The following is a 23620-nucleotide window of genomic DNA, read 5'->3' as shown; positions in this document are numbered from 1 at the left end:
TATGAAAAAGTAAAACTATTTGCCGGGAGGTGTCATTCAGGTTTGGCGGGAGCGACCAGTTGCGTGGTGACCAGGGCGGCCAGCGCATTTTCTTCGCTGCCGAAGCGGGCGAGTAAAGCGGCTTGTTTCTCGGGGGGGAGGCGATTCCAGATCTCGATCATTTTCTCGGCAGTGCCGATCAGGACGCTGGCCTGCTTTTCATCAAAGGTTTCGCTGAGTTCATCGGTCATGGTGCCAGCTCGTTTCAGGCAGTGTGGAAAGCGCATGTTAGCGCTTTCCACACGGTCTGTGCGGCGGGTGTTTCAGTCTTCGCTGTCAGCCTGGCGGCGGTCAGTGGCTTCTTTCGGCTCGGGCTGTCGGGCTCCGGCTTGCTGCGTGGGCGTCTGCTCAGGTACGTGCAGGCTTGGGAAGGGGAGATTAGGAATCTCGTGCATGGTTGCGCTCCTCGCTAAGTCTGTTGATAGATCTGGTAGATCCGCGCTTTGAAAAAGCCTGGGCAGGATACAGCACTGAAAATGACAAACGGACTTTTATATCCATTTGTTTCGACGGATGGGGTTGTCTAGACAGGTTTGTATGGGGACACGAAAAACTGTAGGAGCGAGCTTGCTCGCGAAAAACGTCAACGAAAACACAGGGGTGCTTGACACCCCGCGGTGTTCTGGCGTTCATCGCGAGCAAGCTCGCTCCTACAGGGGATTTGCAGTGTTTGTGAGTTACTTGCAGACCTTGGCAATCGCCTCGGCCAGCAGGTCCAGGCGTGTTGCATCAATGCCAGCGACGTTGGCCCGGCCGGAGTTGACCATGTACACGCTGTGGTGCTCGCGCAGTTGCTTGACCTGATCCGGCGACAGGCCGGTGTAGGAGAACATCCCGCGTTGCACGCCAATGTGCGCAAAGCGCTCGCGCAAACCATGAGGTTCCAGTGCCTCCACCAGACCGCTGCGCAGTTGGGCGATACGCAGGCGCATGCCTTCCACTTCGTCAGCCCAGAGGTTTTTCAGCTCCGGGTCGCCGAGGACGGTCGCGACCACGGCCGCACCGTGATCCGGCGGTGTCGACCACAGGTTGCGGGCGATGTTGGCCAACTGGCTGCGGATGTCGGTGAGCTTGTCGGCGGTTTTCGCGCAGACAATCAGTGCGCCGGTGCGGTCGCGGTACAGGCCGAAGTTCTTCGAGCAGGAACTGGTGATCAGCAGCTCCGGCAACTCGGCGGCGAACAGCCGGGTCGACCAGGCGTCCTGTTCCAGGCCATCACCGAATCCTTGATACGCGAAGTCGATCAGTGGCAGCAGTTCGCGCTTGCGTACTACCTCCAGCACCCGGTGCCAGTCGTCGTGGGACAGGTCGAAACCGGTCGGGTTGTGGCAGCAGGCGTGCAGCAAGACCACGTCACCCTTGGGGGCTTCATTGAGCGCCGCCAGCATGCCATCGACGTCGAGACGGTTGTCACTGCCGACGTAGGGGTAGTGGCTGACCTTGACCTTGGCGGTGGCAAAAATCGTTTCGTGGATCGGCCAGGTCGGGTTGCTCAACCACACGCCACGCCCTGGCAGGCACTGGGCGATAAAGTCCGCGCTCAGGCGCAAAGCGCCGGTGCCGCCCGGAGTCTGGGTGGCGCCGGCGCGTTGTGCGCTGATCAGTTTCGAATCAGCGCCCAGCACCAGTTCATTGATGGCCTTGCCGAACGCCGGTTCGCCGTGACCACCGATGTAGGTCTTGGTGGACTGCTGATCCACCAGGCGCTGCTCGGCAAGTTTCACCGACTCGAGAATCGGCGTCAGGCCCTGGGCGTCTTTGTAGACGCCCACGCCCAAATCGAACTTGCGCGGGTTCGGGTCCTGCGCATAGGCCTCCATCAGGCCCAGAATCGGGTCGCCAGGCACTCGACCGATGGCGTCGAAATGCATTATTTGCGGCCCTCGGCGTCCTTCGCCACTTCGTCGGTGCGCGCGGCCATGATGAAGTCGTTGCGGTGCAGGCCCTTGATCGAGTGGCTCCACCAGGTCACGGTCACTTTGCCCCACTCGGTCAGCAGGCCCGGGTGATGGCCTTCGGCTTCGGAGATTTCACCGACGGCGTTGGTGAAGGCCAGCGCATGTTTGAAGTTCTTGAACAGGAAGACCTTCTCCAGCTGCATGATGCTGTCGCGTACTTCGATGTTCCAGTCCGGGATCTGCTTGATCAGGATCGGCAGTTCTTCATCGCTGACTTGTGGGGCGTCGGCGCGGCAGGCTTCGCAATGGGCTTGGTTCAAGGTAGACATGGTGTGTTTCCTGTAATCGAGTGTTTTTATATCGGTCGACAGTGCCGTCACGCTAAACCAAAGCGACGGTGACTGACAGACTCACTTGTCAGCAAAAGTCGCGGTTCACGCAGCTTTTGGTTTTGGCGGAAATTTCGGTGTGTGCAGACCCATCTGCATCGCTTGCTTGACCATGCCCATGATGTCTTCGTGGGCCAGATCGAACAGGCGCTTGAGGTTCGGCAGAACGAAATACAGGGGTTGCAGGATGTCGATGCGGTACGGCGTACGCATGCATTCCAGCGGGTCGAAGGCTTGATGTTCAGGCTCGTTCGACAGGCAATAAACGGTTTCCTTCGGTGAAGACAGAATACCGCCGCCGTAGATGCGCTGGCCTTGCGGGGTGTCGAGCAGGCCGAATTCGATGGTCATCCAGTACAGGCGCGCCAGGTACACGCGTTCTTCCTTGGAAGCCTTGAGGCCGAGCTTGCCGTAGGTGTGGGTGAATTCAGCGAACCACGGGTTGGTCAGCAGCGGGCAGTGACCGAAGATCTCGTGGAAAATGTCCGGCTCCTGCAAGTAATCAAGCTCTTCGCGGGTGCGGATAAAGGTCGCCACTGGAAACTGCTTGCTGGCCAGCAATTCGAAAAAGGTCTGGAAGGGAATCAGTGCCGGAACCCGGGCAACCTGCCAGCCGGTGGTTTCACCGAGGACCTTGTTGATTTCGCCGAGTTGAGGAATGCGGTCGTGGGGCAGACCGAGTTTTTCGATACCGTCCAGGTACTCCTGGCACGCACGCCCTTCGATCACTTTCAGTTGACGAGTGATCAGCGTGTTCCACACCGCGTGCTCTTCGGCGGGGTAGTCGATAAAACCTTGCGCATCGGGCTCGCGAGCCACGTATTGCGTCTGCTTCATGCTGCTCTCCTGCTAGGGGGATTCGTTCTTGTTATGTACTGCTATCTATAGACCTAGAAATACTCCATGGATTGCACCGTTGCAGCAGCTGCGGGGCGTCACACGCAGGAAAAATCCTCGATAATCGTAAAGTTTTCGTTACGAATGATCGGCTGTCGTGTACTGGCTGAGATTTTCGGGTTTGAAAAGCGCCTTTCCTGTCACATAATCTTGACGACTATCTGAGCGCCCACGCAGAAAAATCCCTGCCATTGGCCTCGTCCTTCACTGTTTGGACCTTTTATATGCGTATCAAAGTCCACTGCCAGAACCGCATAGGCATCCTGCGCGACATTCTCAATCTGTTGGTGGAGTACGGGATCAACGTGGCCCGCGGTGAGGTGGGCGGTGAGCATGGCAACGCCATCTACCTGCATTGCCCGAACCTGATCAACATTCAGTTCCAGGCCTTGCGTCCGAAATTCGAAGCGATTGCCGGGGTCTTTGGCGTCAAGCGTGTAGGGCTGATGCCCAGCGAGCGTCGGCACATGGAGCTCAATGCACTGCTCGGTGCGCTGGAGTTTCCGGTGCTGTCGATCGACATGGGCGGTTCCATTGTCGCGGCCAACCGGGCAGCGGCGCAGTTGCTCGGAGTGCGGGTCGACGAGGTGCCGGGTATTCCCCTGTCGCGGTACGCCGAAGATTTCGATTTGCCGGAACTGGTGCGCGCCAACAAGTCGCGGATCAACGGGCTGCGGGTCAAGGTCAAGGGGGATGTGTTTCTGGCCGACATCGCACCATTGCAATCGGAGCACGACGACAGCGAGGCCATGGCCGGTGCGGTGCTGACGCTGCACCGCGCCGACCGGGTAGGCGAGCGCATCTACAATGTGCGCAAGCAGGAGTTGCGTGGCTTCGACAGCATCTTTCAGAGTTCGAAAGTGATGGCTGCGGTCGTGCGCGAAGCACGGCGCATGGCGCCGCTGGATGCGCCGCTTTTGATAGAAGGGGAAACCGGTACCGGGAAGGAGTTGCTGGCGCGGGCCTGCCATCTGGCCAGCCCCCGTGGGCAGTCGCCGTTGATGGCGCTCAATTGTGCCGGTCTGCCGGAGTCCATGGCCGAGACGGAACTGTTCGGTTACGGCCCAGGTGCCTTTGAAGGGGCGCGGGCCGAAGGCAAGCTCGGGCTGCTGGAATTGACGGCGGGCGGTACGCTGTTTCTCGATGGCGTCGGAGAAATGAGCCCGCGCTTGCTGGTGAAATTGCTGCGCTTCTTGCAGGACGGTTGCTTCCGTCGTGTGGGCAGCGATGAGGAGGTTTACCTCGACGTGCGAGTGATCTGCGCGACCCAGGTCGACCTGTCCGAATTGTGTGCTCGCGGCGAGTTCCGCCAGGACCTCTATCACCGCTTGAATGTGTTGTCGCTGCACATCCCGCCGCTGCGCGAATGCCTCGACGGCTTGACACCGCTGGTGGAGCACTTCCTCGATCAGGCGAGCCGGCAGATTGGTTGCCCGTTGCCGAAACTGGCCCCGGCGGCCATGGAGCGCCTCAGCCACTACCATTGGCCGGGTAACGTGCGGCAACTGGAGAACGTGCTGTTCCAGGCGGTTTCCCTGTGCGACGGCGGTACGGTCAAGGCCGAGCATATTCGTCTGCCGGATTATGGCGTGCGTCAGCCGCTTGGCGATTTTTCGCTGGAGGGCGGGCTGGACGAAATCGTCGGGCGTTTCGAAAAAGCCGTGCTGGAGCGCCTGTATTCCGAGCATCCGAGCAGTCGGCAACTGGGCAAGCGCCTGGGGGTTTCGCATACCACCATTGCCAATAAGCTGCGCGAGTATGAGGTGGGCAAGGCTGAGCCTTAGCTGACACTTGCTGTGTATATGCTGGCCCCATCGCGAGCAAGCTCGCTCCCACAGGGATCTTCAGTGAGGCACAGATCCACTGTGGGAGCGAGCTTGCTCGCGATGGCGGCAGTGGCCGTTGCCCAGGGTCACCCCTTGCCACTAACCGGCATGACACCGCCGGTTTTTCGTCTCCGATACAAATCACCAATTCCCTCTGAAGCCTTCAAGTCCTTTGTTTGCCGGGCCTTGCGCCGCCCAAAACAAGTTGGTCTGCAAATTGCTTATGGCTCAGCAGTACAGCAGTGGACGGCAAACGTCCGGCAGGCAGAGGAAAGAGTGTGGACAAGTACCTTTATGTGGCAATGACCGGCGCCAGCCAGAATGCACTGGCGCAAAAGGCTCATGCCAACAACCTCGCGAACATCTCCACCAACGGCTTCCAGAAAGACCTGGAGCAGGCCCGTTCGATGCCAGTGTTCGGTGACAGCTTTCCGGCGCGTGCGTTTGCCATGTCCGAACGCCCGGCCACCGATTTCTCCCCGGGCTCGCTGGTGGAAACCGGCCGTGACCTCGACGTTGCCGTGCAAGGCAGCGGCTGGATTGCCGTGCAGAACCCCGATGGCGGTGAAAGCTACGTGCGCACCGGCAGCCTGAACGTTGACGCCCTGGGCGTGTTGCGCGCCGGCAACGGCATGCCGGTCATGGGCAATGGCGGGCCGATTGCCGTGCCGCCGGAGCAGCAGATCGAAGTCGGTGAAGACGGCACCATCAGCATCCGCGCGATGGGCGAAGGTCCTCGGGTGATGGCTGAAGTCGACCGCATCAAGCTGGTCAACCCGGACCTCAAGAACATGACCAAAGGCCTGGATGGTTCGATCCACACCAAGGACGGCAAGCCGGCGCAAGCCGATGCCGGCGTCAAGCTGGTGTCCGGGTTCCTCGAGTCGAGCAACGTCAATGCCGTGGACGAGATGACCTCGGTACTGGCCTTGTCCAAGCAGTTCGAGCTGCACATCAAGATGATGAACACCGCCAAAGACGACGACCAGGCCATGGCTCGGGTCTTGCAGATCAGCTAATTACCAGAACGTAGCGCCGTAAAACAGGCGCACGAGGAGAATCGAATGCTTCCGGCTCTATGGGTTGCCAAAACAGGTCTGTCCGCCCAGGACACCAACCTGACCACCATTTCCAACAACCTGGCGAACGTGTCGACCACGGGTTTCAAACGTGACCGCGCCGAGTTCCAGGACCTGCTCTACCAGATCAAGCGTCAACCAGGCGCCCAGTCGACCCAAGACAGCGAACTGCCGTCGGGTCTGCAACTGGGTACCGGTGTGCGCATCGTCGGCACCCAGAAAAACTTCACCGCCGGCAGCCTGCAAACCACCGAGCAGCCACTGGACATGGCCATCGACGGTCGCGGTTTCTTCCAGATCCTGCAACCGGACGGCACCACGTCCTATACCCGTGACGGTACGTTCCACCTGGACTCCAACGGCCAGATCGTGAACGCCAGCGGCTTTGCCCTGGAGCCGGCCATTGTCATTCCGAACGACGCGCAGACCTTCACGGTCGGTCGCGACGGCACCGTGTCCATCACCGTTGCCGGCAACCCGGCTGCCCAGGTGATCGGCAACCTGCAAACCGCCGACTTCATCAACCCGGCCGGCCTGCAGGCAGTGGGCAACAACCTGTTCCTGGAAACCGCTGCCAGTGGCGCGCCGCAAGTCGGCACACCGGGCTTGAACGGTTTCGGCACCACGCTGCAGAACACCCTGGAAACGTCCAACGTCAGCACCGTTGAAGAAATGGTCAACATGATCACCACCCAGCGCGCCTACGAGATGAACTCCAAGGTGATCTCCACCGCCGACCAGATGCTCTCGTTCGTAACGCAGAATCTGTAATCAAGTCTATGGGGCGGCCATGAGGCTGCCTGCTACACCGTGAGGTAGGGTCATGAATCGCTATGTATCTGTTCTGGCACTGAGTGGGATCGCCGCGCTCGCAGGTTGCGTGCCTGCGACGCCCAAACCCAATGACCCTTACTACGCTCCGGTGTTGCCGCGCACGCCGTTGCCGGCGGCGGCGAACAACGGCTCTATCTATCAGGCCGGTTTCGAGCAGAACCTCTACAGCGACCGCAAGGCGTTCCGGGTCGGTGACATCATCACCATCACCCTGAACGAAAGGACCCAGGCCAGCAAAAACGCCAACTCGCAAATTGGCAAGAACAGCAAGGCCAGCATCGGCCTGACCTCGCTGTTCGGCTCCACCCCCAACACCAACAATCCGTTTGGCAGTGGTGACCTGAGTCTGGACGCCAGCTATGAAGGCGACCGCGCGACCAAGGGTGACAGCAAGGCGGCGCAGGGCAACACCCTGACCGGCTCGATCACAGTGACCGTCGCCGATGTGTTGCCCAACGGCATCATCGCGGTGCGCGGCGAGAAGTGGATGACCCTCAACACCGGCGACGAACTGGTACGGATTGCCGGTCTCGTGCGCGCCGATGACATCTCTACCGACAACACCGTGTCGTCGACCCGTGTCGCCGATGCGCGCATCACCTACTCGGGCACCGGTTCGTTTGCCGATGCGAGTCAGCCAGGCTGGTTCGACCGTTTCTTCCTCAGCCCGCTGTTCCCTTTCTAGGTGGCTTTCCAGTTGAGCATGTTGAACTTCAAACACCTTATGGTGGCCGCCCTGATGCTGTCGGCAGCCTTCAATGCTCAAGCCGAGCGCCTGAAGGACATCGCCAGCATTTCCGGCGTGCGTTCCAACCAATTGATCGGTTACGGCCTGGTGGTCGGGCTTAACGGCACCGGTGACCAGACGACGCAAACCCCGTTCACTCTGCAGACCTTCAACAACATGCTCTCGCAGTTCGGCATCAAGGTGCCGCCGGGTTCGGGCAACGTGCAGTTGAAGAACGTCGCGGCGGTGTCGATCAGTGCCGATTTGCCGGCGTTCGCCAAGCCGGGGCAGCAGGTCGACATCACCGTTTCGTCCATCGGTAACTCCAAGAGTCTGCGCGGCGGCACCTTGCTGCTGACGCCACTCAAAGGTATCGACGGCAACGTCTATGCGGTGGCCCAGGGCAACCTGGTGGTCGGTGGTTTCGATGCGGAAGGTCGCGACGGCTCGAAGATCACCGTCAACGTTCCGTCGGCCGGCCGCATCCCCGGTGGTGCGTCGGTGGAGCGCGCGGTGCCGAGCGGATTCAACCAGGGCAACAGCCTGACGCTGAACCTCAACCGTTCCGACTTCACCACCGCCAAGCGCATCGTCGACAAGATCAACGACATGCTCGGCCCTGGCGTGGCCCAGGCCATCGACGGCGGTTCGATTCGCGTCACCGCGCCGCTCGATCCGAGCCAGCGGGTCGACTACCTGTCGATCCTGGAGAACCTTGAGATCGACCCGGGCCAGGCGGTGGCGAAAGTCATCATCAACTCCCGTACCGGCACCATCGTGATCGGTCAGAACGTCAAGGTTTCGCCGGCCGCCGTGACCCATGGCAGCCTGACCGTGACCATCACCGAAGACCCGATCGTCAGCCAGCCTGGCCCTCTGTCCAATGGCACGACGGCGGTCGTGCCGCGTTCGAAGGTCAATGCCCAGCAGGAAGCCAAGCCGATGTTCAAGTTCGGCCCTGGCACCACCCTCGACGAGATCGTGCGGGCGGTGAACCAGGTCGGCGCGGCACCGGGTGACTTGATGGCCATTCTTGAGGCGCTGAAGCAGGCTGGCGCCCTGCAAGCCGACCTGATCGTGATCTGAGGACGGCCACCGTGGATATGCGCAAGAGCGGTCTGGTCAGCAGCAGCGATTCGGGCTCCTATTCGGACCTGAACCGTCTGAATCAGCTCAAGGTCGGCGACAAGAACAGTGACGGCAACCTGCGCAAGGTGGCGCAGGAATTCGAGTCGCTGTTCCTCGGGGAAATGCTCAAGTCGATGCGCTCGGCCACTGAAGCGCTGGGGCAGGACAATCCGATGAACACCCCGGCGGCCAAGCAGTACCAGGAAATGTACGACCAGCAACTGGCCGTTTCCATGTCCCGCGAGGGTGGTGGTATCGGTCTGGCGGACGTGCTGATGCGCCAGATGTCGAAGAACAAACCATTGGCGCCGGGCGAGGCGGCCGCTGCGTCGCTGGCCAGGCAAGAGGCCGCAAAAGCAGCCGTGCAAACGCCGGTGGCGGCCGGTACGGTCGCGCTCGATGGCCCGTTGTCGCGCGTCAATGGTCAGCGTCCATTGTGGGCTTCGCGATCGGTTCATACGTCGCAAGAGGCGGGCGAGGGCGCGCACCGCAATGACATGGCGCTGATCAACCAGCGGCGCCTGGCATTGCCGCCGAAGCTGGCTGATCGTCTGTTGGCAGGGTTGGTGCCTTCGGCTACGACCGCTGCCACCACGACGGTCAACAAGACATTGTTGCCTGAGCGTGCGACGACCGCCGGCTCGGGGCCGTTGTACAACGGCGACTGGCTGGCGAACGCGCAGCAGGCTTCCACGGGTGGCATGCAGATCTACGGTCGCGCCATGGCGCAGATTCCTCTGGCGCCGGCGAAGAAAGCCTTCAGTTCTGCCGACCAGTTCGTCAATACGATGTTGCCGATGGCCAGGGAAGCGGCGGCCCGGATCGGTGTCGATCCGCGTTACCTGGTGGCCCAGGCGGCCCTGGAAACCGGCTGGGGCAAGTCGGTCATGCGTGCTCAGGACGGCAGCAGCAGCCACAACCTGTTCGGCATCAAGGCCGGCACCAGCTGGCAGGGCAATTCGGCGCGGGCGATCACCAGCGAATTCAGGAACGGGCAGATGGTCAAGGAGACGGCCGAGTTCCGTTCCTACGACTCCTACAAGGACAGTTTCCATGACCTTGTGACTTTGCTGCAGACCAATAATCGCTATCAAGATGTCGTGAAGTCGGCCGATAACCCAGAACAGTTTGTACGCGAGTTGCAGAAGGCCGGTTACGCAACCGACCCGGACTACGCAAGCAAGATTTCGCAGATAGCCAAGCAGATGACGAGTTACCAGAACTACGCTGCGGCGGGCGTTTCCACCACGCCTTTATAGGCACAAGGATTAAGGTCTGAATCATGAGTTTGCTCAATATCGGGATGTCGGGGCTGAGTGCTGGCCATAACTCGTTGGTGACGACCGGCAACAACATTGCCAACGTCGACACCGCCGGGTACTCGCGCCAGCAATCTGTGCAGAGCACCAAAGGCTCGATTCAGTACGGCAACGTGTTCATCGGTACCGGCACGACGCTGGCCGATGTGCGCCGCGTGTATAACTCGTATCTCGATTCGCAGCTGCGCACCGCTACCTCGCTCGACAGCGAAGCCTCGGCGTATAACGCACAGGCCACTCCGCTGGACGCCACGCTTTCCGATAGCAACACCGGGCTGACCGGTGTGCTGCAAAAATTCTTCACCTCGATGCAGGGCGTTTCGACGTCGGCCACCGACGACACGTCCCGCCAGTCGGTGCTGACCGGTGCCCAGGCCCTGTCCGCCCGCTTCAATTCGATTGCCAAGCAGTTGAATGACCAGAACACCAACCTCAATGGCAGCCTGGGCGACATGGCGGATCAGGTGAACAAGCTGTCCTCCACGATTGCCACGCTCAACCAGAAAATCTCCGAACTCTCCACCGGCACCAATCAGCCAAACGACCTGCTGGACTCGCGCAACGAAGCCGTACGCCAACTGTCCGAGCTGGTCGGTACCCAGGTGGTCGAACGTGGCAACAGCTACGACATCTACATCGGCAGCGGTCAGCCACTGGTGGTCGGCAACACCACCAATACACTGCAAACCGTACCGGGCAAGGATGACCCATCGCGCATGGCGCTGCAGCTCAATCGTGGATCGAGCACCATCGACGTGACCTCGGTGGTCAGCGGCGGAAAGATCGGTGGTCTGCTGACTTACCGCAAGGAAGTGCTGGACCCTTCGCTCAATGAGCTGGGACGAGTGGCATTGGTGGTGGCTGACCAGATCAACAGCCAGCAGGCGCAAGGCATCGACAAGAACGGTGATTTCGGCGCGGCGATCTTCAACAACATCAACAGTGCCGCGCTGGTCAGTCAGCGCAGCATTGCGGCGGCGGGCAACAGTGCCGGCTCCGGCAATCTGGATGTCACCATCAAGGACACCGGCAAGCTGACCACCAGCGACTATCAGGTGACATTCACCAGCGCGACCAACTACACCGTCAAGCGCTCGGACGGCACCGACATGGGCGCATTCAGCACCACGACGACCCCGGCTCCGGTGATCGACGGTTTCAGCCTGAACCTGAACGGCGGTGCGCTGAGCGCCGGCGATTCGTTCAAGGTGACGCCGACCCGAGGCGCCGCGGCCGGTATCCAGACCGTGCTCACCGACCCGAAAAAAATCGCGGCCGCAGCACCCTTGACCGGCGTGACCAGTGCCAACAACACCGGCACCTACACCCAGCCGACGCTGACCAGCACCATCGATATCTACAACCCGGCGGCCCAGGCGGAAATGCAGACCGCGCTCAAGTACTCGACGCCGGTCAAACTGGTTTTCGGAGCGGCCAGCGGCGGTAGCCAGAACTACAACATGGTCGATGCCAAGGGCAACTCGATCGGCACCGGCACCATCGTTCCCGGCCAGAGCAACACGCTGAACCTTAAAGTGGGCATGGTCGATTCCAGCGGTGCTCCGGTCATGGACAACAGCGTCACGCCGGCCGTGCAGAAGACCTTCACCGTGCAGACCACGGTCGGCGCCACGCCAGCCAGCGGCGAAAGCTTCAGCATCAACCTGACTGGCGCGGCGTCTTCGGACAACCGCAACGCCCAAGCGCTGGTCGGACTGCAAACCAGACAGACCGTAGACACCGGCACGGCGAGCAAAGGCATCAGCCTGACCGATGCCTACAACAAGCTGGTGACCAACGTCGGCGCCAAGGCGGCCCAGGGCAAGTCCGACAGTGAGGCCACCACGGCGATCCTGGCCAACGCCAAAAGCGCGCGGGATTCGAACTCCGGGGTCGACCTGGATGAAGAAACCGGCAATCTGGTCAAGTACCAGCAGTACTACACCGCGTCTTCGCAGATCATCAAGGCTGCGCAGGAAATTTTCACCACGCTGATCAACAGCCTTTAAGGAGTCGTAATTCATGCGCATTTCCACCGCCCAGTATTACGAAATCACCGCTGCGAACTACCAGCGCAACTTCAACAAGGCCATCGCGACCAGCAACGAAGCCAGCAGCCTGACCCGCATCAATACCGCCGCCGATGATCCGATCGGTGCCGGTCGTTTGCTGCAGCTGGGTCAGCAGAGCGCGATGCTTGATCAGTACGGCACCAACATCCAGAGCACCAAGAGTGCATTGAGCCTGCAGGAAACCACGCTCAGCTCCATCGGTACCGCCTTGCAGCGCGCCAAGGAACTGGCCCTCGCCGCCAGCAACGGCATCGCCACCGACGCGGACCGCAAGGCCTATGCTTCGGAGCTGGGCCAGATCCAGCAACAAGTGCTGGGCCTGATGAACGCCAAGGACGCGAACGGCAATTACCTGTTCTCCGGTTCGAAAACCGACACCGCGCCTTACTCGCAGAACTCGGATGGCACCTACAGCTACAACGGTGACCAGACCACGGTCGACCTTGGCATTGGCGATGGCATGACGGTCGGGACCAACACCACCGGTTGGGATGCGTTCCAGCAGACCATCAATACCGGTCGCACCCAGACCACCATGACCGCTCCGGTAGTGGATGACGGGCGCGTGGTGCTGTCCAACGGTACGGTCGGCACCAGCTCTACCTACAACGCGAAGTTCTCTGGCGGCCAGCCCTACACCGTCAGCTTCCTCAGCAGCACCCAGTTGATGATCACCGACGCGCTGGGTAACGACGTGACCGCCGAAGCCAGCCAGAATGGCGTCATCAGCAACGCCAACGGTGCCAACCAGACGGTCAGTTTCCGTGGCGTTGACCTGAAGCTGAACATCAACCTCAAATCCGGTGATACCAACCCGGATGCGGTGATCGCCGGCCACAGTTTCAATCTGTCTTCCACCTCGGATAGCTTCAACACGTCGCGCAGCGCCGGTAACGCGTCGACCGCGGTCATCACCGGTTCCAGCGTGACGAACCCGACGGCGTACACCAACGCCTTTCCGTCGGGCGGGGCGATCCTCAAGTTCACCAGCGCGACCAATTTCGACCTGTATGCGGCGCCGATCACCGCCGACAGCCGGCCGGTGTCGTCGGGCACGGTCTCGGGCGGCAACGCCACCGCGGCGGGCGTGACGTTTGCCTTGGGCGGTGGCGCCCCGGCGTCCGGCGACCAGTTCGTGATTCAGTCCAACAACCACCAGACGCAGAACGTGCTCGACACCCTGGGCCAGATGATCACCGCGCTGAACACGCCGATCGACAGCGATCCAGCGGCCAAGCAGAAGTTTCTGGGGGCCATGGAGTCGGGAATGGGCAACATCGACAGTGCGGCCAACCAGATCGGCTCGGCCATCACCACGATCGGTGCCCGTGGTCAGGCACTGGATAACCAGACCGCGACCAACGAGAGCCTGACCCTGGCGAACACTGCGAGCCAGTCGTCGATTCGCGATTCGGACCCGGCCGAAGTCATGACTCGCCTGACCTTGCAGCAGACCATGCTGCAGGCTGCGCAGCTGGCGTTCAGCAAGATTTCCCAGCTGGGCCTGTTCAACAAGATCTGACGGCGCTCGGGCGCGCAGGCGCCCGATTGTCTTGCCCCTTCAGTATTTATCGTCTTTTTGCGGTAACCGAGGGCTCGCTTTTCAGGGCGGGCTCGCGCCGCCAGTGAGCCCGCCGTGAATTCACTCCCGCTTGTCAGCCTGGTCATTCCTGCCTTCAACCCGCGCTTCTTCGGTCGTGCCTTGCACACGGCTGTGAGTCAGAGCTACGGCAATCTGGAGATCATCGTTTGCGATGACAGCCGCGGTCATGAGATCGAAGAGATCGTGGCTTCGGTGGTTGAGCAGGGCGCGACCGTACGGTATGTGCGAAATCCGCGAACCCTGGGGCTGGTGGGCAACCTGCAAGCTTGCCTGGAGCAGGCGCAAGGCGAGTACATCAAGTTTCTTTGTGATGATGACCAGTTGTTCTCGGCCTGCATCGAGCGTCAGGCCCAGGCGCTGATCGACTGCGCTGACGTCAATCTGGTGGTGGCCCAGCGGTTGCTCTGGGATGCCGACGACATGCCGCTGCCTTCGCGTCTGGAAAACACCCCGCTTTCTCCGGTGGGCGGGGTGTTCAAGGGCGAGGACCTGCTGGCCATCTTCGAAAACTTCCCGGTCAACATCCTCGGTGGCTTCAGCAACGCGATGTTCCGTCGGGCTGACGTGCTCGAACTGTTCCCGGCACTGACTCAGCCCGGCCATTGCTTCGTCGCGACCCTCGACTTCGCCTTGTACGTCTGCCTGATGCGGCGCGGCAATCTGGCGGTGTCCAATCACGTGCTCGGCGTCGAACGCCTGTACCCGGAGCGTTTGAGTGGCCAGCAGGCGATGAAAGACGCGGCCGAAACCGAGCGGCAATGGCTGTCGCAGATGCTCAAGGCCCGTGGCGGCGAACCTGCGCCGGCCCAGGGCTGGGTGCGCTATGTGCCACTGACTAAAGTGGACGAGTCACCACGGGTTTGGGAGGAGTTGCCGCTGAGCCGGACCCTGGGCACAAAGCAGACCACCCAGGATTGGCATGTCGGCATCGCCAGTGTCAGCTTCGGGCAGCTGTATGCCCAGTGGCTGGCGTGTCGCACGCTCACCGACGGTCAACGCGAGCTGCTGGCGGATACGCTGGAAGCCTGGCCAACCAGACCCAAGATCGTTCCGGTCATCATCGATGAGCATGGCAGTCGTTCGGCACTGGAGCTCACCCTGCAATCGCTGGCGGATCAGGATTATGCCCCTGAACTGACACTGGTGCTGTCGGCATCCTGTACGGACGCCCGGCTGGACGAGCGTGTGTTCCGCTTGCCGTTGCAGGATGACTGGCAGCAGCAGATCAATGCCCTGTTGCCGCAACTGGAAGGCGCTGGCTGGTTCTATCTGTTGCGTGCCGGTGATCGCCTGGTGGCGCCGGCCTTGCTGATCATGGCTGAACGAATTGCGCTGTCGCGCACGCTGACCTGCCTGTACAGCGACGAAGGTGGGCTGCATCAGGGTGAGTCGGCCGAGCCTGCATTCAAGCCGGACTTCAACCTGGATCTGATGCGCAGCTATCCCTATGTAGGGCGAGCGCTGGCATTCGAGCGCGAGCAGTTCCTGGCGCTGGGCGGATTCGATTCGGCATACGGCGAACTGGCGCCACACGATATGTTGTGGCGCATGGTCGAGCTTAGCGGCACGCACGTGGTCGGACACGTTGCGGAGGTGCTGCTGGAGTCGGCGTTCGACCTGACCAGATGGCTGTCGCTGCCGGAAGTGGTGGACACCAATCCGCGGCTGCTTGGGGCTCACTTGCATCGCCTGGGTGTCGCCCACGACATTCGCCAGGGCAGTTCGGAGCTGCTCAACCGGATCGACTATCGCCATGCCGATCGGCCGCTGGTGTCGATCGTTATCGTCAGTAAGGATCAGACCCTGGCGTTGCAACGCTGTGTCGAGAGCCTGCTGGAGAAAACGGCCTACGGCGAATACGAGTTGCTGTTGGTGGACAACGGCAGCGAGAGCGCCGAGGCGCTGGACTGGTTCGCCGGCATGGCGCAACTGGGCAGCGACCGGATCCGGGTGTTGCGCAGTGAATTGCAAGGCAATGCGGCGGCGGTGCGCAATTTCGCCGTGCGGCAGGCTGCTGGCGATTACGTCCTGATGCTCAACCCTTACACGGTGATTACCCAGGCTGACTGGCTGGGCGAATTGCTCAACCATGCACAGCGTCCGGAAGTCGGCGTGGTGGGGGTCAAGTTGTTCAACCCCGATGGCCGCGTGCTGCATGCCGGCCTGATTCTCGGGTTGCAAGGGCCGGCCGGCGTGCCGTTCCATGGCGAGATGCTGCACGCAGCAGGCTACATGTACCGCTTGCAGGTCGCCCACGATTTCAGTGCCGTCGGCGGCGATTGCCTGATGGTGCGCAAGACGGTCTTTGAGGCAGTCGGTGGCCTGGATGAGCAGGGCCTGGCGCAGTCCCTCAATGAGGTGGACCTGTGTTTGCGTGTCGGCCAGGAAGGTTATCTGGTGGTCTGGACGCCTCACGCTCAACTGGCGTTGGGCGCGCAACCGGCGGTGGTTGCGCAAGAAGTTGACCAGGTGCGCAACGAACAGGAGCAGGAAGTTTTCTACAAACGCTGGTTGCCGATCGTGGCCCGTGATCCGGCCTACAACACCAACCTGGCGTTGCAGGGATTGGGCGGGGCAAGCTTCAGTCTCGAGCCAGGCTTGCGATCCGGTTGGAGCCCGTTTTCCAAGGCTCTGCTGCCGAAGATTCTCGCGTTGCCGGTCAACGCGTCCGCCATCGGCCATTACCGGGTCACGCAACCGTTGATTGAGCTGGAGGCGGCCGGCAGGGCGCAGGGGCGCATTCATTACAACCTGCCGACCATCATCGAAGTCGAGCGCCATTCGCCTGACGTGATCATCTTGCAGGGGCGCTATTCCGAAGGTCCGATCAACGAAATCCCGAGCCTGCAAAAATACTCCAGCGCACGACGCATCTATGAGCTGGATGACTTTGTGATCAACGTTCCGCACCGCAATGCGCATATCCGCAACATGCCGGGCAAGGATGAAATGGAGAAGCTGGTCCGGCGCGCCATCGGCATGTGCGATCGGGTGGTGGTCTCCACCGAGCCGCTGGGTAACGCGCTGTCGGACATGCATCACGACATTCGCGTGGTGCCCAACATGTTGGCGTCGCACTTGTGGACCGACCTGCGCAGTCAACGCCGCACGTCGAAAAAGCCTCGGGTCGGCTGGGGTGGCGGCACCAGCCACCACGGTGACCTGGCGGTCATCGCCGATGTGGTCCGCGAATTGGCCAATGAAGTCGACTGGGTATTCTTCGGCATGTGCCCGGACGATTTGCGCCCGTACATGCACGAGTTCCATGGGGTGATCGGGCTGGACGTGTACCCGGCCAAGCTGGCCAGCCTGAACCTGGATCTGGCATTGGCACCGTTGGAGTTCCACATCTTCAACGATTGCAAGAGCAACCTGCGGCTGCTGGAGTATGGCGCTTGCGGGTACCCGGTGATCTGCACCGACACCGAGGCCTATCGCGGCTACCTGCCGTGCACCCGGATCAAGACCAACTCCACGGATGAATGGCTGCAGGCGATCCGCATGCACCTGGCCGATCCGGACGCCAGCTATCGCATGGGCGACGAGTTGCGCGAGATCGTGCTGCGTGACTACGTGCTGCGCGGCGACAATTTGCGCTACTGGGAGAACGGCTGGCTGGCGGACTGACCGTTCGCGCATCCATCCCGATCAGGCAGGCGACGTTGAGTCGCCTGCCTTTTTTTTGGTTCTTCACGGAATCCCGGGGGAACACATATAACGAAATATCTGTAGGGGCTGCTGCAGGTTGTGATCTTTTGGATCTTGATCTTCAGCAATCTCCAGTTCGCAGCCTGCAGCAGCCCCTACAGGGGAACGCGTGCACCACGAAACAACGAGGTCGAGCGTTAGCTCGCCTCGCGGTGGTTTTGCGGTGCACGCCCCCTCGAGAGGCCGCGCACGGCCATGGATGGCCGATCGCGGCGGGCCCACGGAGCAGGACCGGAGCGAGGGCATGCCGAGCCTGGGCGAGGCACCGAACGACAGGGGCAAAAGCGTTTGGTTGCTTGGCGCTTTTCCAAGTAACCCGCTGTAAAAGCGGAACCATAGGCGGCCGTTACCGCAGAAATGGATATGTACACAACCAACAAAGTACGCCAGCCATGAGGCCGCCATCGCCAGCAAGCCGGCTCCTACAGGTATCGGTGTTCCCCCGGGATTGCGAGAAGAACCTTTTTTTGCCGTCAGACTTCGCGATTACCGTTGAAGTTGCCCGCTGCGCTTTCCCCGATAGCGGATTGAAAGAGCTGGCGCGTTTCCTGCAAGTCCCCCTTATATCGCCATAAAACGAGCACTTCCGGTGAGTCCGGATGTGCCCTGAACGGCGGCAGGTTTAACCCGGATGGCCCGCAAAAGCTTGATACAGCTTGGCTGAGCCCTGTGACGAACAAGAGGGAAAGGGATGAAGGCAGTTATTTTGGCGGGTGGCCTGGGTACGCGGATCAGCGAGGAGTCGCACCTCAAGCCCAAGCCGATGATCGAGGTCGGCGGCAAGCCAATTCTCTGGCACATCATGAAACAGTATTCCGCTCATGGAATTCACGATTTCGTGATCTGCCTTGGCTACAAGGGCTATGCGATCAAGGACTTCTTCGCCAACTATTTCCTGCACACCTCCGACGTCACGTTCGACATGCGCAACAACCGCATGGATGTTCACCAGAACTACAGCGAGCCATGGCGCGTCACGCTGATCGACACCGGTGAAGAGACCATGACCGGCGGCCGTTTGCGCCGTGCCCGCCGCTACCTCGAAGACGAACAGGCGTTCTGCTTCACCTATGGCGACGGCGTGTCGGACCTCAACATCGGTGCGCTGGTTGATTTCCATCTCAAGCACGGAAAACTGGCGACCGTCACCGCGGTACAACCACCCGGCCGCTACGGCGCGCTCAATCGCGATGGCGACACCGTCCTGGGTTTCACCGAAAAGCCTCGTGGCGACGGTGGCTGGATCAATGGCGGGTTCTTCGTCCTCTCGCCCAAGGTCCTGCCGTTGATCGAAGGCGACGACACCTCGTGGGAATCCGGCCCGTTGGATGGCCTGGCCGAGCGCGGCGAGCTCATGGCGTTCCAGCACGACGGTTTCTGGCAGCCGATGGACACCCTGCGTGACAAGAACCACCTCGAGGCGTTGTGGCAGAGTGGGGAGGCCCCATGGAAGCAATGGGGCTGAGCCCGCAATTCTGGCGCGGCAAGCGGGTGCTGGTCACCGGCCACACCGGGTTCAAGGGCAGTTGGCTGACGTTGTGGCTGCAAAGCCTGGGTGCCGAGGTCAGCGGGTTTTCCCTCGATCCGTCCACCGAGCCGAGCCTGTTCCAACTGGCCCGCGTTCACGAAGGCATCAATGATCAGCGCGGTGACCTGCGTGACCTGGGGGCCTTGCTGGAACTGATCGCCGAGACCCAGCCGGAAATCGTCCTGCACCTGGCGGCCCAGCCGCTGGTGCGCGAAGGTTATCGCGACCCGTTGGGCACGTACTCCATCAACGTCATGGGCACCCTCAACCTGCTCGAGGCGATCCGTCAGGTCGGCGGCGTGCGCGCCTGCGTGCTGGTGACCACTGATAAGGTCTACGCCAATCAGGAGTGGCTGTGGCCGTACCGCGAAAACGAAGCGTTGGGCGGTCACGATCCCTACAGCAGCAGCAAGGCTTGCTGCGAATTGCTCGCGCAGTCCTATGCCGCCTCGTTCTTTGCGCCTGAAAAGCACGCCGAGCATGGTCTGGCGTTGGCCACGGCGCGCGCCGGCAACGTGCTTGGAGGCGGCGATTTTGCCCCGGAGCGGTTGATTCCCGACGTGCTGCGGGCGTGGTCGGCGGATGAGCCGGTGACCTTGCGCTATCCGCAGGCGGTGCGCCCATGGCAACACGCGCTGGAACCGCTGGCCGGCTATCTGCAACTGGCTGCCGGCCTGTTTGAGCAAGGCCCGGAATTCGCCGGGGCGTGGAATTTCGGTCCCGGTGAAGCGGACATGTGCAGTGTCGGTGAAGTGGTTGAACTGCTCGCCAGCCGATGGCCGCAGGCACGCGGGCTGCGCATCGAACCGAGCGATATGCATGAGGCCGGCCTGTTGCGCCTGGACAGCAGCCGCGCCCGTCAATTGCTCGGCTGGCAACCGCGCTGGTCGTTGCAGCAGTGCCTGACCCAGACCCTGGATTGGCATCTGGCGTGGCAGAACGGCGATGACATGCGCGCCATCAGCCTGGCGCAATTGAACCTGTACCGAGGCGCACTGTGAGTGAATTTCTGTTGAAGGCGTTGCCGTTGAACGGTTTGTTCAGCGTGCAGCACAAACGTTTCGAGGACGAGCGGGGGCACTTCTCCCGGTTGTTTTGCGAAGGCAGCCTCAGTGCATTTGGCCAGGCGTTTCATATCCGCCAGATCAATCACTCCTGCACCCGCGAACGCGGCAGCGTGCGTGGCCTGCATTACCAGAATGCCTGTGCCCCGGAAGCCAAGTTGATCACTTGCTTGCGCGGTGAAGTCTGGGATGTCGCGGTGGATTTGCGTCCCGACTCCGCGACCTTCCTGCACTGGCATGCCGAACACCTGCGTGCCGGTGATGGCTGCAGCCTGTTGATTCCGGCCGGGTTCGCCCATGGCTTCCAGACCCTGAGTGCCGACGCCGAGCTGCTTTACCTGCACAGCAACGACTACACGCCGGAACACGAAGGCGGGTTGTCGGTACTCGATCCACGGCTGGCCATTGCCTGGCCGCTGCCTGTCAATAATCTGTCGGTGCGCGATGCCAGCCATCCAGCGCTCGATGAACACTTCGCCGGAGTGCGTCTATGAACTGCCGTGGTTGCGCCGCTGCGCTGACCTTGCCGCTGATCGACCTGGGCACCGCGCCGCCGTCCAACGCCTACGTGCGTGTCGACCAGTTGGAGCAGGCCGAACAATGGGTGCCGTTGAAGGTTGCCGTGTGCCAGCAATGCTGGCTGGTGCAAACCGAGGATTACACCCGCGCCGACAGCCTGTTCGATGCCGAGTACGCCTATTTCAGTTCGTTCTCCAGCACCTGGTTGGCCCATGCCGAGCGTTATGTGGCCGAGATGGTCGAGCGCTTCGGCCTGAGCGCCGACAGCCGCGTGGTGGAAGTCGCGGCCAACGACGGTTACCTGCTGCAGTACGTGGCCAGGCGCGGCATCCATTGTCTGGGCGTCGAGCCGACCCGCAGCACCGCGCAAGCGGCGCGGGAAAAAGGCCTGGAGATTCGTGAGCTGTTTTTCGGTCGCGACACCGCCGCGCAATTGAAAAGCGAAGGCTGGGGCGCCGACCTGATGGCCGCCAACAACGTGTTGGCCCACGTCCCGGACATCAACGATTTCCTCGGCGGTTTCGCGACGTTGCTCAAGCCGACCGGTGTGGCGACTTTCGAGTTCCCGCAGTTGCTGACCCTGATGGCCGGCCAGCAGTTCGACACGCTGTACCACGAGCATTATTCCTACCTGTCGCTGACCGCTGTGCAGACGTTGTGCGAGCGCAATGGTCTGCAAGTATTCGATGTCAGTCAGCTCTCGACCCACGGCGGTTCGTTGCGGGTGTTCGTCCAGCGCCTGGATGGTGAGCGTCGCGAAGTGCAACCGGCGGTTCAGCAACAGCTACAGGCCGAACTCGCCGCCGGAGTGAAAACCCCGGAGTACTACGCGACCCTGGCACCCGCCGCCGAGCGCATCAAGCATGACCTGCTGCGCTTTTTGTTGCAGGCCAGGGCCGATGGCAAGCGGGTGGTTGGCTACGGTGCCGCCGCCAAGGGCAACACCCTGCTCAACTACGCCGGGGTCAAGCCGGATCTGCTCGCCTGGGTCGCCGATGCCAACCCGCACAAACAAGGCAAGTACCTGCCTGGTAGCCGCATTCCGATTGTGTCGCCCGTACAGATCGACATCGAAAAACCGGACTACGTGCTGGTGCTGCCGTGGAACCTGCGGGATGAGATCACCCAGGCCTTTGCCGGCATTCGTGCATGGGACGGTCGTTTTGTCATTGCCATTCCCGAGTTGATCATTCGATGAGCCGAATTCATTACACCAAGCCCAGTGTCGGTGAGCTGGAAGCTGACTATGTACTCGATGCCGTGCGCCATGGTTGGGGAGAGCGTTGCTACGAGTACCTGACGCGGTTCGAAAAGTCCTTTGCCGGGCACGTGGGTGCGACGTACGCGATTGCAACGTCCAGCTGCACCGGCGCGCTGCACATGGGGATGGCGGCGCTGGGCATCGGTGCCGGCGATGAGGTGATCCTTGCCGATACCAACTGGATTGCCTCGGCTGCGCCCATCACCTATCTGGGTGCGACGCCGGTGTTCGTCGACGTGCTGGCGGACAGCTGGTGCCTCGACCCGCAGCAGGTTCGACGGGCGATTACCCCGCGAACCAAGGCGATTCTGGCGGTGCACCTCTACGGCAATCTCTGCGACATGGATGCGTTGCTGGCCATCGGTCGTGAGTTTGGCCTGCCGGTCATCGAAGACGCAGCCGAGGCGATCGGCTCGCAGTGGCGCGGTCAGGCGGCTGGTTCGCTGGGCGCGTTCGGCGCGTTTTCCTTTCACGGCACCAAGACCATGACCACCGGCGAAGGCGGCATCTTCGTGACGTCGGACAAGGCCCTGTATGAGCGCGTACTGACCCTGTCCAACCATGGCCGGGTGGCGGGCAGCAGCAAACAGTTCTGGCCGGACTTCCTCGGTTTCAAATACAAGATGAGCAACCTGCAAGCCGCCGTCGGTTGCGCGCAGGTTGAGCGGATCGACGAGCTTATCCAGCGCAAGCGAGCGATCTTCGCCCACTACGCCGACGCCCTGGCTTCCTTGCCGGGCCTGTCCATGAACCCCGAACCGGACCATTCGCGTAACGGTTACTGGATGCCCACCGTGGTCTTTGACCGCAAACTGGGGATCACACGGGACATGTTGATCGCCGCTTTCCAGGCCGCCGATATCGATGCGCGGGTGTTTTTCTGGCCGCTGTCGTCCTTGCCGATGTTCAGCGAACTGACGGCCGACTCGCCCGTGGCGCATTCGCTGCCGGAGCGCGCGATCAATCTGCCGAGCTACCACGACATGACCGACGACGATCAGCGCCGGGTCATCGAGGTGCTGCGCGCGCTGGTACTCAAAAGGACCCGGCTATGAAGGTTTACCTGCTGGGGGCGGCCAATCCTGAAGCGGTACGGATGATCCTCACCCTGCAACGCAGCCAGCCGGACGTGCAGTTCGCCTTTCTCGATAACGATCCGGCGAAGCAAGGCACGCTGTTTTATGGCGTGCCGGTGGTGGGTGGCACCGACAAGGTAGCCGAGCTGAAAGGCCCCGACACACGCTTTGTCAATTTGATCACCGGCACCACGGCGCTGCGTTACCGCACCACCTGCGAGATCGTCGAGGCCGGTGGCACCCTGGGCAACTTCATCCACCCGGGCATCGATCTGACGATGATCACGATGGGCGTCGGCACGTATCTGCAAGAGGGCGTGATCATGCAGGCGCAAGTCAGCCTGGGCGATAACACCAGTATCAGTGCCGGCAGCGTGGTGGGGCATGAGGGGCAGATCGGTCATTCGGTGTTCATGGCGCCGGGTGTCTGCATTGCCGGTTGTGTCGAGATCGGCGACGGCACCTTCATCGGCACCAACGCGACGATCCTGCCGCGATTGCGCATCGGCCGTTGGGTCACCATCGGTGCAGGCGCCGTGGTGACCAGGGACGTTCCAGACTATGCGGTTGTGGCGGGCAATCCCGCCAGGACCATCAAGACCAATCCTGCTTCCTTTCAAGACGGTCGGGTTCTCAAGTAACCCCCGCGACTA

Annotated in this window: 20 protein-coding genes; 15 read left to right on the top strand and 5 right to left on the bottom strand. The window is 61.4% G+C overall.

What is annotated here, in order from left to right; translation table 11 throughout:
- Positions 1-32 precede the first annotated feature (32 nt).
- From RS887_RS03420 to phhA, 5 genes are all read right to left on the bottom strand, one after another.
- Positions 33-230 (bottom strand): hypothetical protein, encoded by a 198-nt coding sequence (locus tag RS887_RS03420; RefSeq protein WP_322614381.1) that lies wholly within the window; start codon positions 228-230, stop codon positions 33-35.
- A 72-nt stretch (positions 231-302) separates the two neighbouring features.
- The gene (locus tag RS887_RS03415; RefSeq protein WP_008021369.1) at positions 303-434 is read right to left on the bottom strand and encodes a hypothetical protein; all 132 of its coding nucleotides are present in this window, start codon (positions 432-434) and stop codon (positions 303-305) included.
- A gap of 282 nt (positions 435-716) precedes the next feature.
- Entirely contained in the window at positions 717-1910 is a 1194-nt protein-coding gene (locus RS887_RS03410) for an amino acid aminotransferase (RefSeq protein ID WP_416339934.1), read from the bottom strand.
- On the bottom strand, positions 1910-2266 hold the full coding sequence (locus RS887_RS03405; protein ID WP_007975310.1) for a 4a-hydroxytetrahydrobiopterin dehydratase: 357 nt from the start codon (positions 2264-2266) through the stop codon (positions 1910-1912). The genes RS887_RS03410 and RS887_RS03405 overlap by 1 nt, the downstream gene beginning before the upstream one ends.
- Before the next feature lie 105 nt (positions 2267-2371).
- A complete protein-coding gene (phhA, locus tag RS887_RS03400) occupies positions 2372-3163 on the bottom strand; it encodes a phenylalanine 4-monooxygenase (RefSeq protein WP_322614380.1) in 792 nt (263 codons plus the stop codon).
- Positions 3164-3447: 284 nt separating this feature from the next.
- On the opposite strand from phhA, the gene RS887_RS03395 reads away from it, so the two are divergent.
- From RS887_RS03395 to RS887_RS03325, 15 genes are all read left to right on the top strand, one after another.
- Positions 3448-5007, top strand: coding sequence for a sigma-54-dependent transcriptional regulator (locus RS887_RS03395; RefSeq protein ID WP_322614379.1), 1560 nt, complete (start codon positions 3448-3450; stop codon positions 5005-5007).
- Positions 5008-5327: 320 nt separating this feature from the next.
- Complete coding sequence (locus RS887_RS03390) at positions 5328-6068, top strand: flagellar basal body rod protein FlgF (protein WP_111280449.1); 741 nt, start codon at positions 5328-5330, stop codon at positions 6066-6068.
- A gap of 45 nt (positions 6069-6113) precedes the next feature.
- Positions 6114-6899, top strand: coding sequence for a flagellar basal-body rod protein FlgG (flgG, locus tag RS887_RS03385; RefSeq protein ID WP_007975316.1), 786 nt, complete (start codon positions 6114-6116; stop codon positions 6897-6899).
- A gap of 52 nt (positions 6900-6951) precedes the next feature.
- Complete coding sequence (gene flgH / locus RS887_RS03380) at positions 6952-7647, top strand: flagellar basal body L-ring protein FlgH (RefSeq protein ID WP_322614378.1); 696 nt, start codon at positions 6952-6954, stop codon at positions 7645-7647.
- An 18-nt stretch (positions 7648-7665) separates the two neighbouring features.
- The gene (locus RS887_RS03375) at positions 7666-8775 is read left to right on the top strand and encodes a flagellar basal body P-ring protein FlgI (RefSeq protein ID WP_322615251.1); all 1110 of its coding nucleotides are present in this window, start codon (positions 7666-7668) and stop codon (positions 8773-8775) included.
- A gap of 11 nt (positions 8776-8786) precedes the next feature.
- The gene (gene flgJ / locus RS887_RS03370; protein WP_322614377.1) at positions 8787-10076 is read left to right on the top strand and encodes a flagellar assembly peptidoglycan hydrolase FlgJ; all 1290 of its coding nucleotides are present in this window, start codon (positions 8787-8789) and stop codon (positions 10074-10076) included.
- A gap of 23 nt (positions 10077-10099) precedes the next feature.
- On the top strand, positions 10100-12145 hold the full coding sequence (gene flgK / locus RS887_RS03365) for a flagellar hook-associated protein FlgK (protein WP_322614376.1): 2046 nt from the start codon (positions 10100-10102) through the stop codon (positions 12143-12145).
- 13 nt (positions 12146-12158) lie between these two features.
- Positions 12159-13730 carry a flagellar hook-associated protein 3 gene (locus RS887_RS03360; RefSeq protein ID WP_322614375.1) on the top strand — a complete coding sequence of 524 codons (1572 nt, stop codon included), beginning with the start codon at positions 12159-12161 and terminating at the stop codon, positions 13728-13730.
- Between the two features lie 114 nt (positions 13731-13844).
- On the top strand, positions 13845-17438 hold the full coding sequence (locus RS887_RS03355; RefSeq protein ID WP_322614374.1) for a glycosyltransferase: 3594 nt from the start codon (positions 13845-13847) through the stop codon (positions 17436-17438).
- 772 nt (positions 17439-18210) lie between these two features.
- Positions 18211-18984: a glucose-1-phosphate cytidylyltransferase gene (gene rfbF, locus RS887_RS03350; RefSeq protein WP_111280463.1), complete on the top strand. Its 774-nt coding sequence runs from the start codon at positions 18211-18213 to the stop codon at positions 18982-18984.
- A complete protein-coding gene (gene rfbG / locus RS887_RS03345; protein WP_322614373.1) occupies positions 18966-20048 on the top strand; it encodes a CDP-glucose 4,6-dehydratase in 1083 nt (360 codons plus the stop codon). The genes rfbF and rfbG overlap by 19 nt, the downstream gene beginning before the upstream one ends.
- Complete coding sequence (locus tag RS887_RS03340) at positions 20045-20605, top strand: dTDP-4-dehydrorhamnose 3,5-epimerase (RefSeq protein WP_322614372.1); 561 nt, start codon at positions 20045-20047, stop codon at positions 20603-20605. The genes rfbG and RS887_RS03340 overlap by 4 nt, the downstream gene beginning before the upstream one ends.
- Positions 20602-21828 (top strand): class I SAM-dependent methyltransferase, encoded by a 1227-nt coding sequence (locus RS887_RS03335; RefSeq protein WP_322614371.1) that lies wholly within the window; start codon positions 20602-20604, stop codon positions 21826-21828. Before RS887_RS03340 ends, RS887_RS03335 begins: the two co-directional genes overlap by 4 nt.
- Positions 21825-22946 (top strand): DegT/DnrJ/EryC1/StrS family aminotransferase, encoded by a 1122-nt coding sequence (locus tag RS887_RS03330; protein WP_322614370.1) that lies wholly within the window; start codon positions 21825-21827, stop codon positions 22944-22946. Before RS887_RS03335 ends, RS887_RS03330 begins: the two co-directional genes overlap by 4 nt.
- Positions 22943-23608 (top strand): acetyltransferase, encoded by a 666-nt coding sequence (locus tag RS887_RS03325; RefSeq protein WP_322614369.1) that lies wholly within the window; start codon positions 22943-22945, stop codon positions 23606-23608. Before RS887_RS03330 ends, RS887_RS03325 begins: the two co-directional genes overlap by 4 nt.
- Positions 23609-23620 lie beyond the last annotated feature (12 nt).

This window comes from Pseudomonas sp. BIC9C, from assembly GCF_034541995.1.
Lineage (GTDB): Bacteria > Pseudomonadota > Gammaproteobacteria > Pseudomonadales > Pseudomonadaceae > Aquipseudomonas > Aquipseudomonas fluorescens_CC.
The sequence above is the reverse complement of the archived record's forward strand: the minus strand, read 5'-3'. Positions and strand labels throughout refer to the sequence as shown.

What these genes read in the sequence shown, in the direction of transcription:
- flgH (WP_322614378.1), top strand. Translation starts at nt 6,952, where the DNA reads ATGAATCGCTATGTATCTGTTCTGGCACTGAGTGGGATCGCCGCGCTC.
- RS887_RS03325 (WP_322614369.1), top strand. Translation starts at nt 22,943, where the DNA reads ATGAAGGTTTACCTGCTGGGGGCGGCCAATCCTGAAGCGGTACGGATG.
- RS887_RS03395 (WP_322614379.1), top strand. Translation starts at nt 3,448, where the DNA reads ATGCGTATCAAAGTCCACTGCCAGAACCGCATAGGCATCCTGCGCGAC.
- RS887_RS03335 (WP_322614371.1), top strand. Translation starts at nt 20,602, where the DNA reads ATGAACTGCCGTGGTTGCGCCGCTGCGCTGACCTTGCCGCTGATCGAC.
- RS887_RS03375 (WP_322615251.1), top strand. Translation starts at nt 7,666, where the DNA reads ATGTTGAACTTCAAACACCTTATGGTGGCCGCCCTGATGCTGTCGGCA.
- rfbG (WP_322614373.1), top strand. Translation starts at nt 18,966, where the DNA reads ATGGAAGCAATGGGGCTGAGCCCGCAATTCTGGCGCGGCAAGCGGGTG.
- RS887_RS03415 (WP_008021369.1), bottom strand. Translation starts at nt 434, where the DNA reads ATGCACGAGATTCCTAATCTCCCCTTCCCAAGCCTGCACGTACCTGAG.
- RS887_RS03410 (WP_416339934.1), bottom strand. Translation starts at nt 1,910, where the DNA reads ATGCATTTCGACGCCATCGGTCGAGTGCCTGGCGACCCGATTCTGGGC.
- RS887_RS03405 (WP_007975310.1), bottom strand. Translation starts at nt 2,266, where the DNA reads ATGTCTACCTTGAACCAAGCCCATTGCGAAGCCTGCCGCGCCGACGCC.
- rfbF (WP_111280463.1), top strand. Translation starts at nt 18,211, where the DNA reads ATGAAGGCAGTTATTTTGGCGGGTGGCCTGGGTACGCGGATCAGCGAG.
- flgK (WP_322614376.1), top strand. Translation starts at nt 10,100, where the DNA reads ATGAGTTTGCTCAATATCGGGATGTCGGGGCTGAGTGCTGGCCATAAC.
- RS887_RS03360 (WP_322614375.1), top strand. Translation starts at nt 12,159, where the DNA reads ATGCGCATTTCCACCGCCCAGTATTACGAAATCACCGCTGCGAACTAC.
- flgG (WP_007975316.1), top strand. Translation starts at nt 6,114, where the DNA reads ATGCTTCCGGCTCTATGGGTTGCCAAAACAGGTCTGTCCGCCCAGGAC.
- RS887_RS03330 (WP_322614370.1), top strand. Translation starts at nt 21,825, where the DNA reads ATGAGCCGAATTCATTACACCAAGCCCAGTGTCGGTGAGCTGGAAGCT.
- RS887_RS03420 (WP_322614381.1), bottom strand. Translation starts at nt 230, where the DNA reads ATGACCGATGAACTCAGCGAAACCTTTGATGAAAAGCAGGCCAGCGTC.
- phhA (WP_322614380.1), bottom strand. Translation starts at nt 3,163, where the DNA reads ATGAAGCAGACGCAATACGTGGCTCGCGAGCCCGATGCGCAAGGTTTT.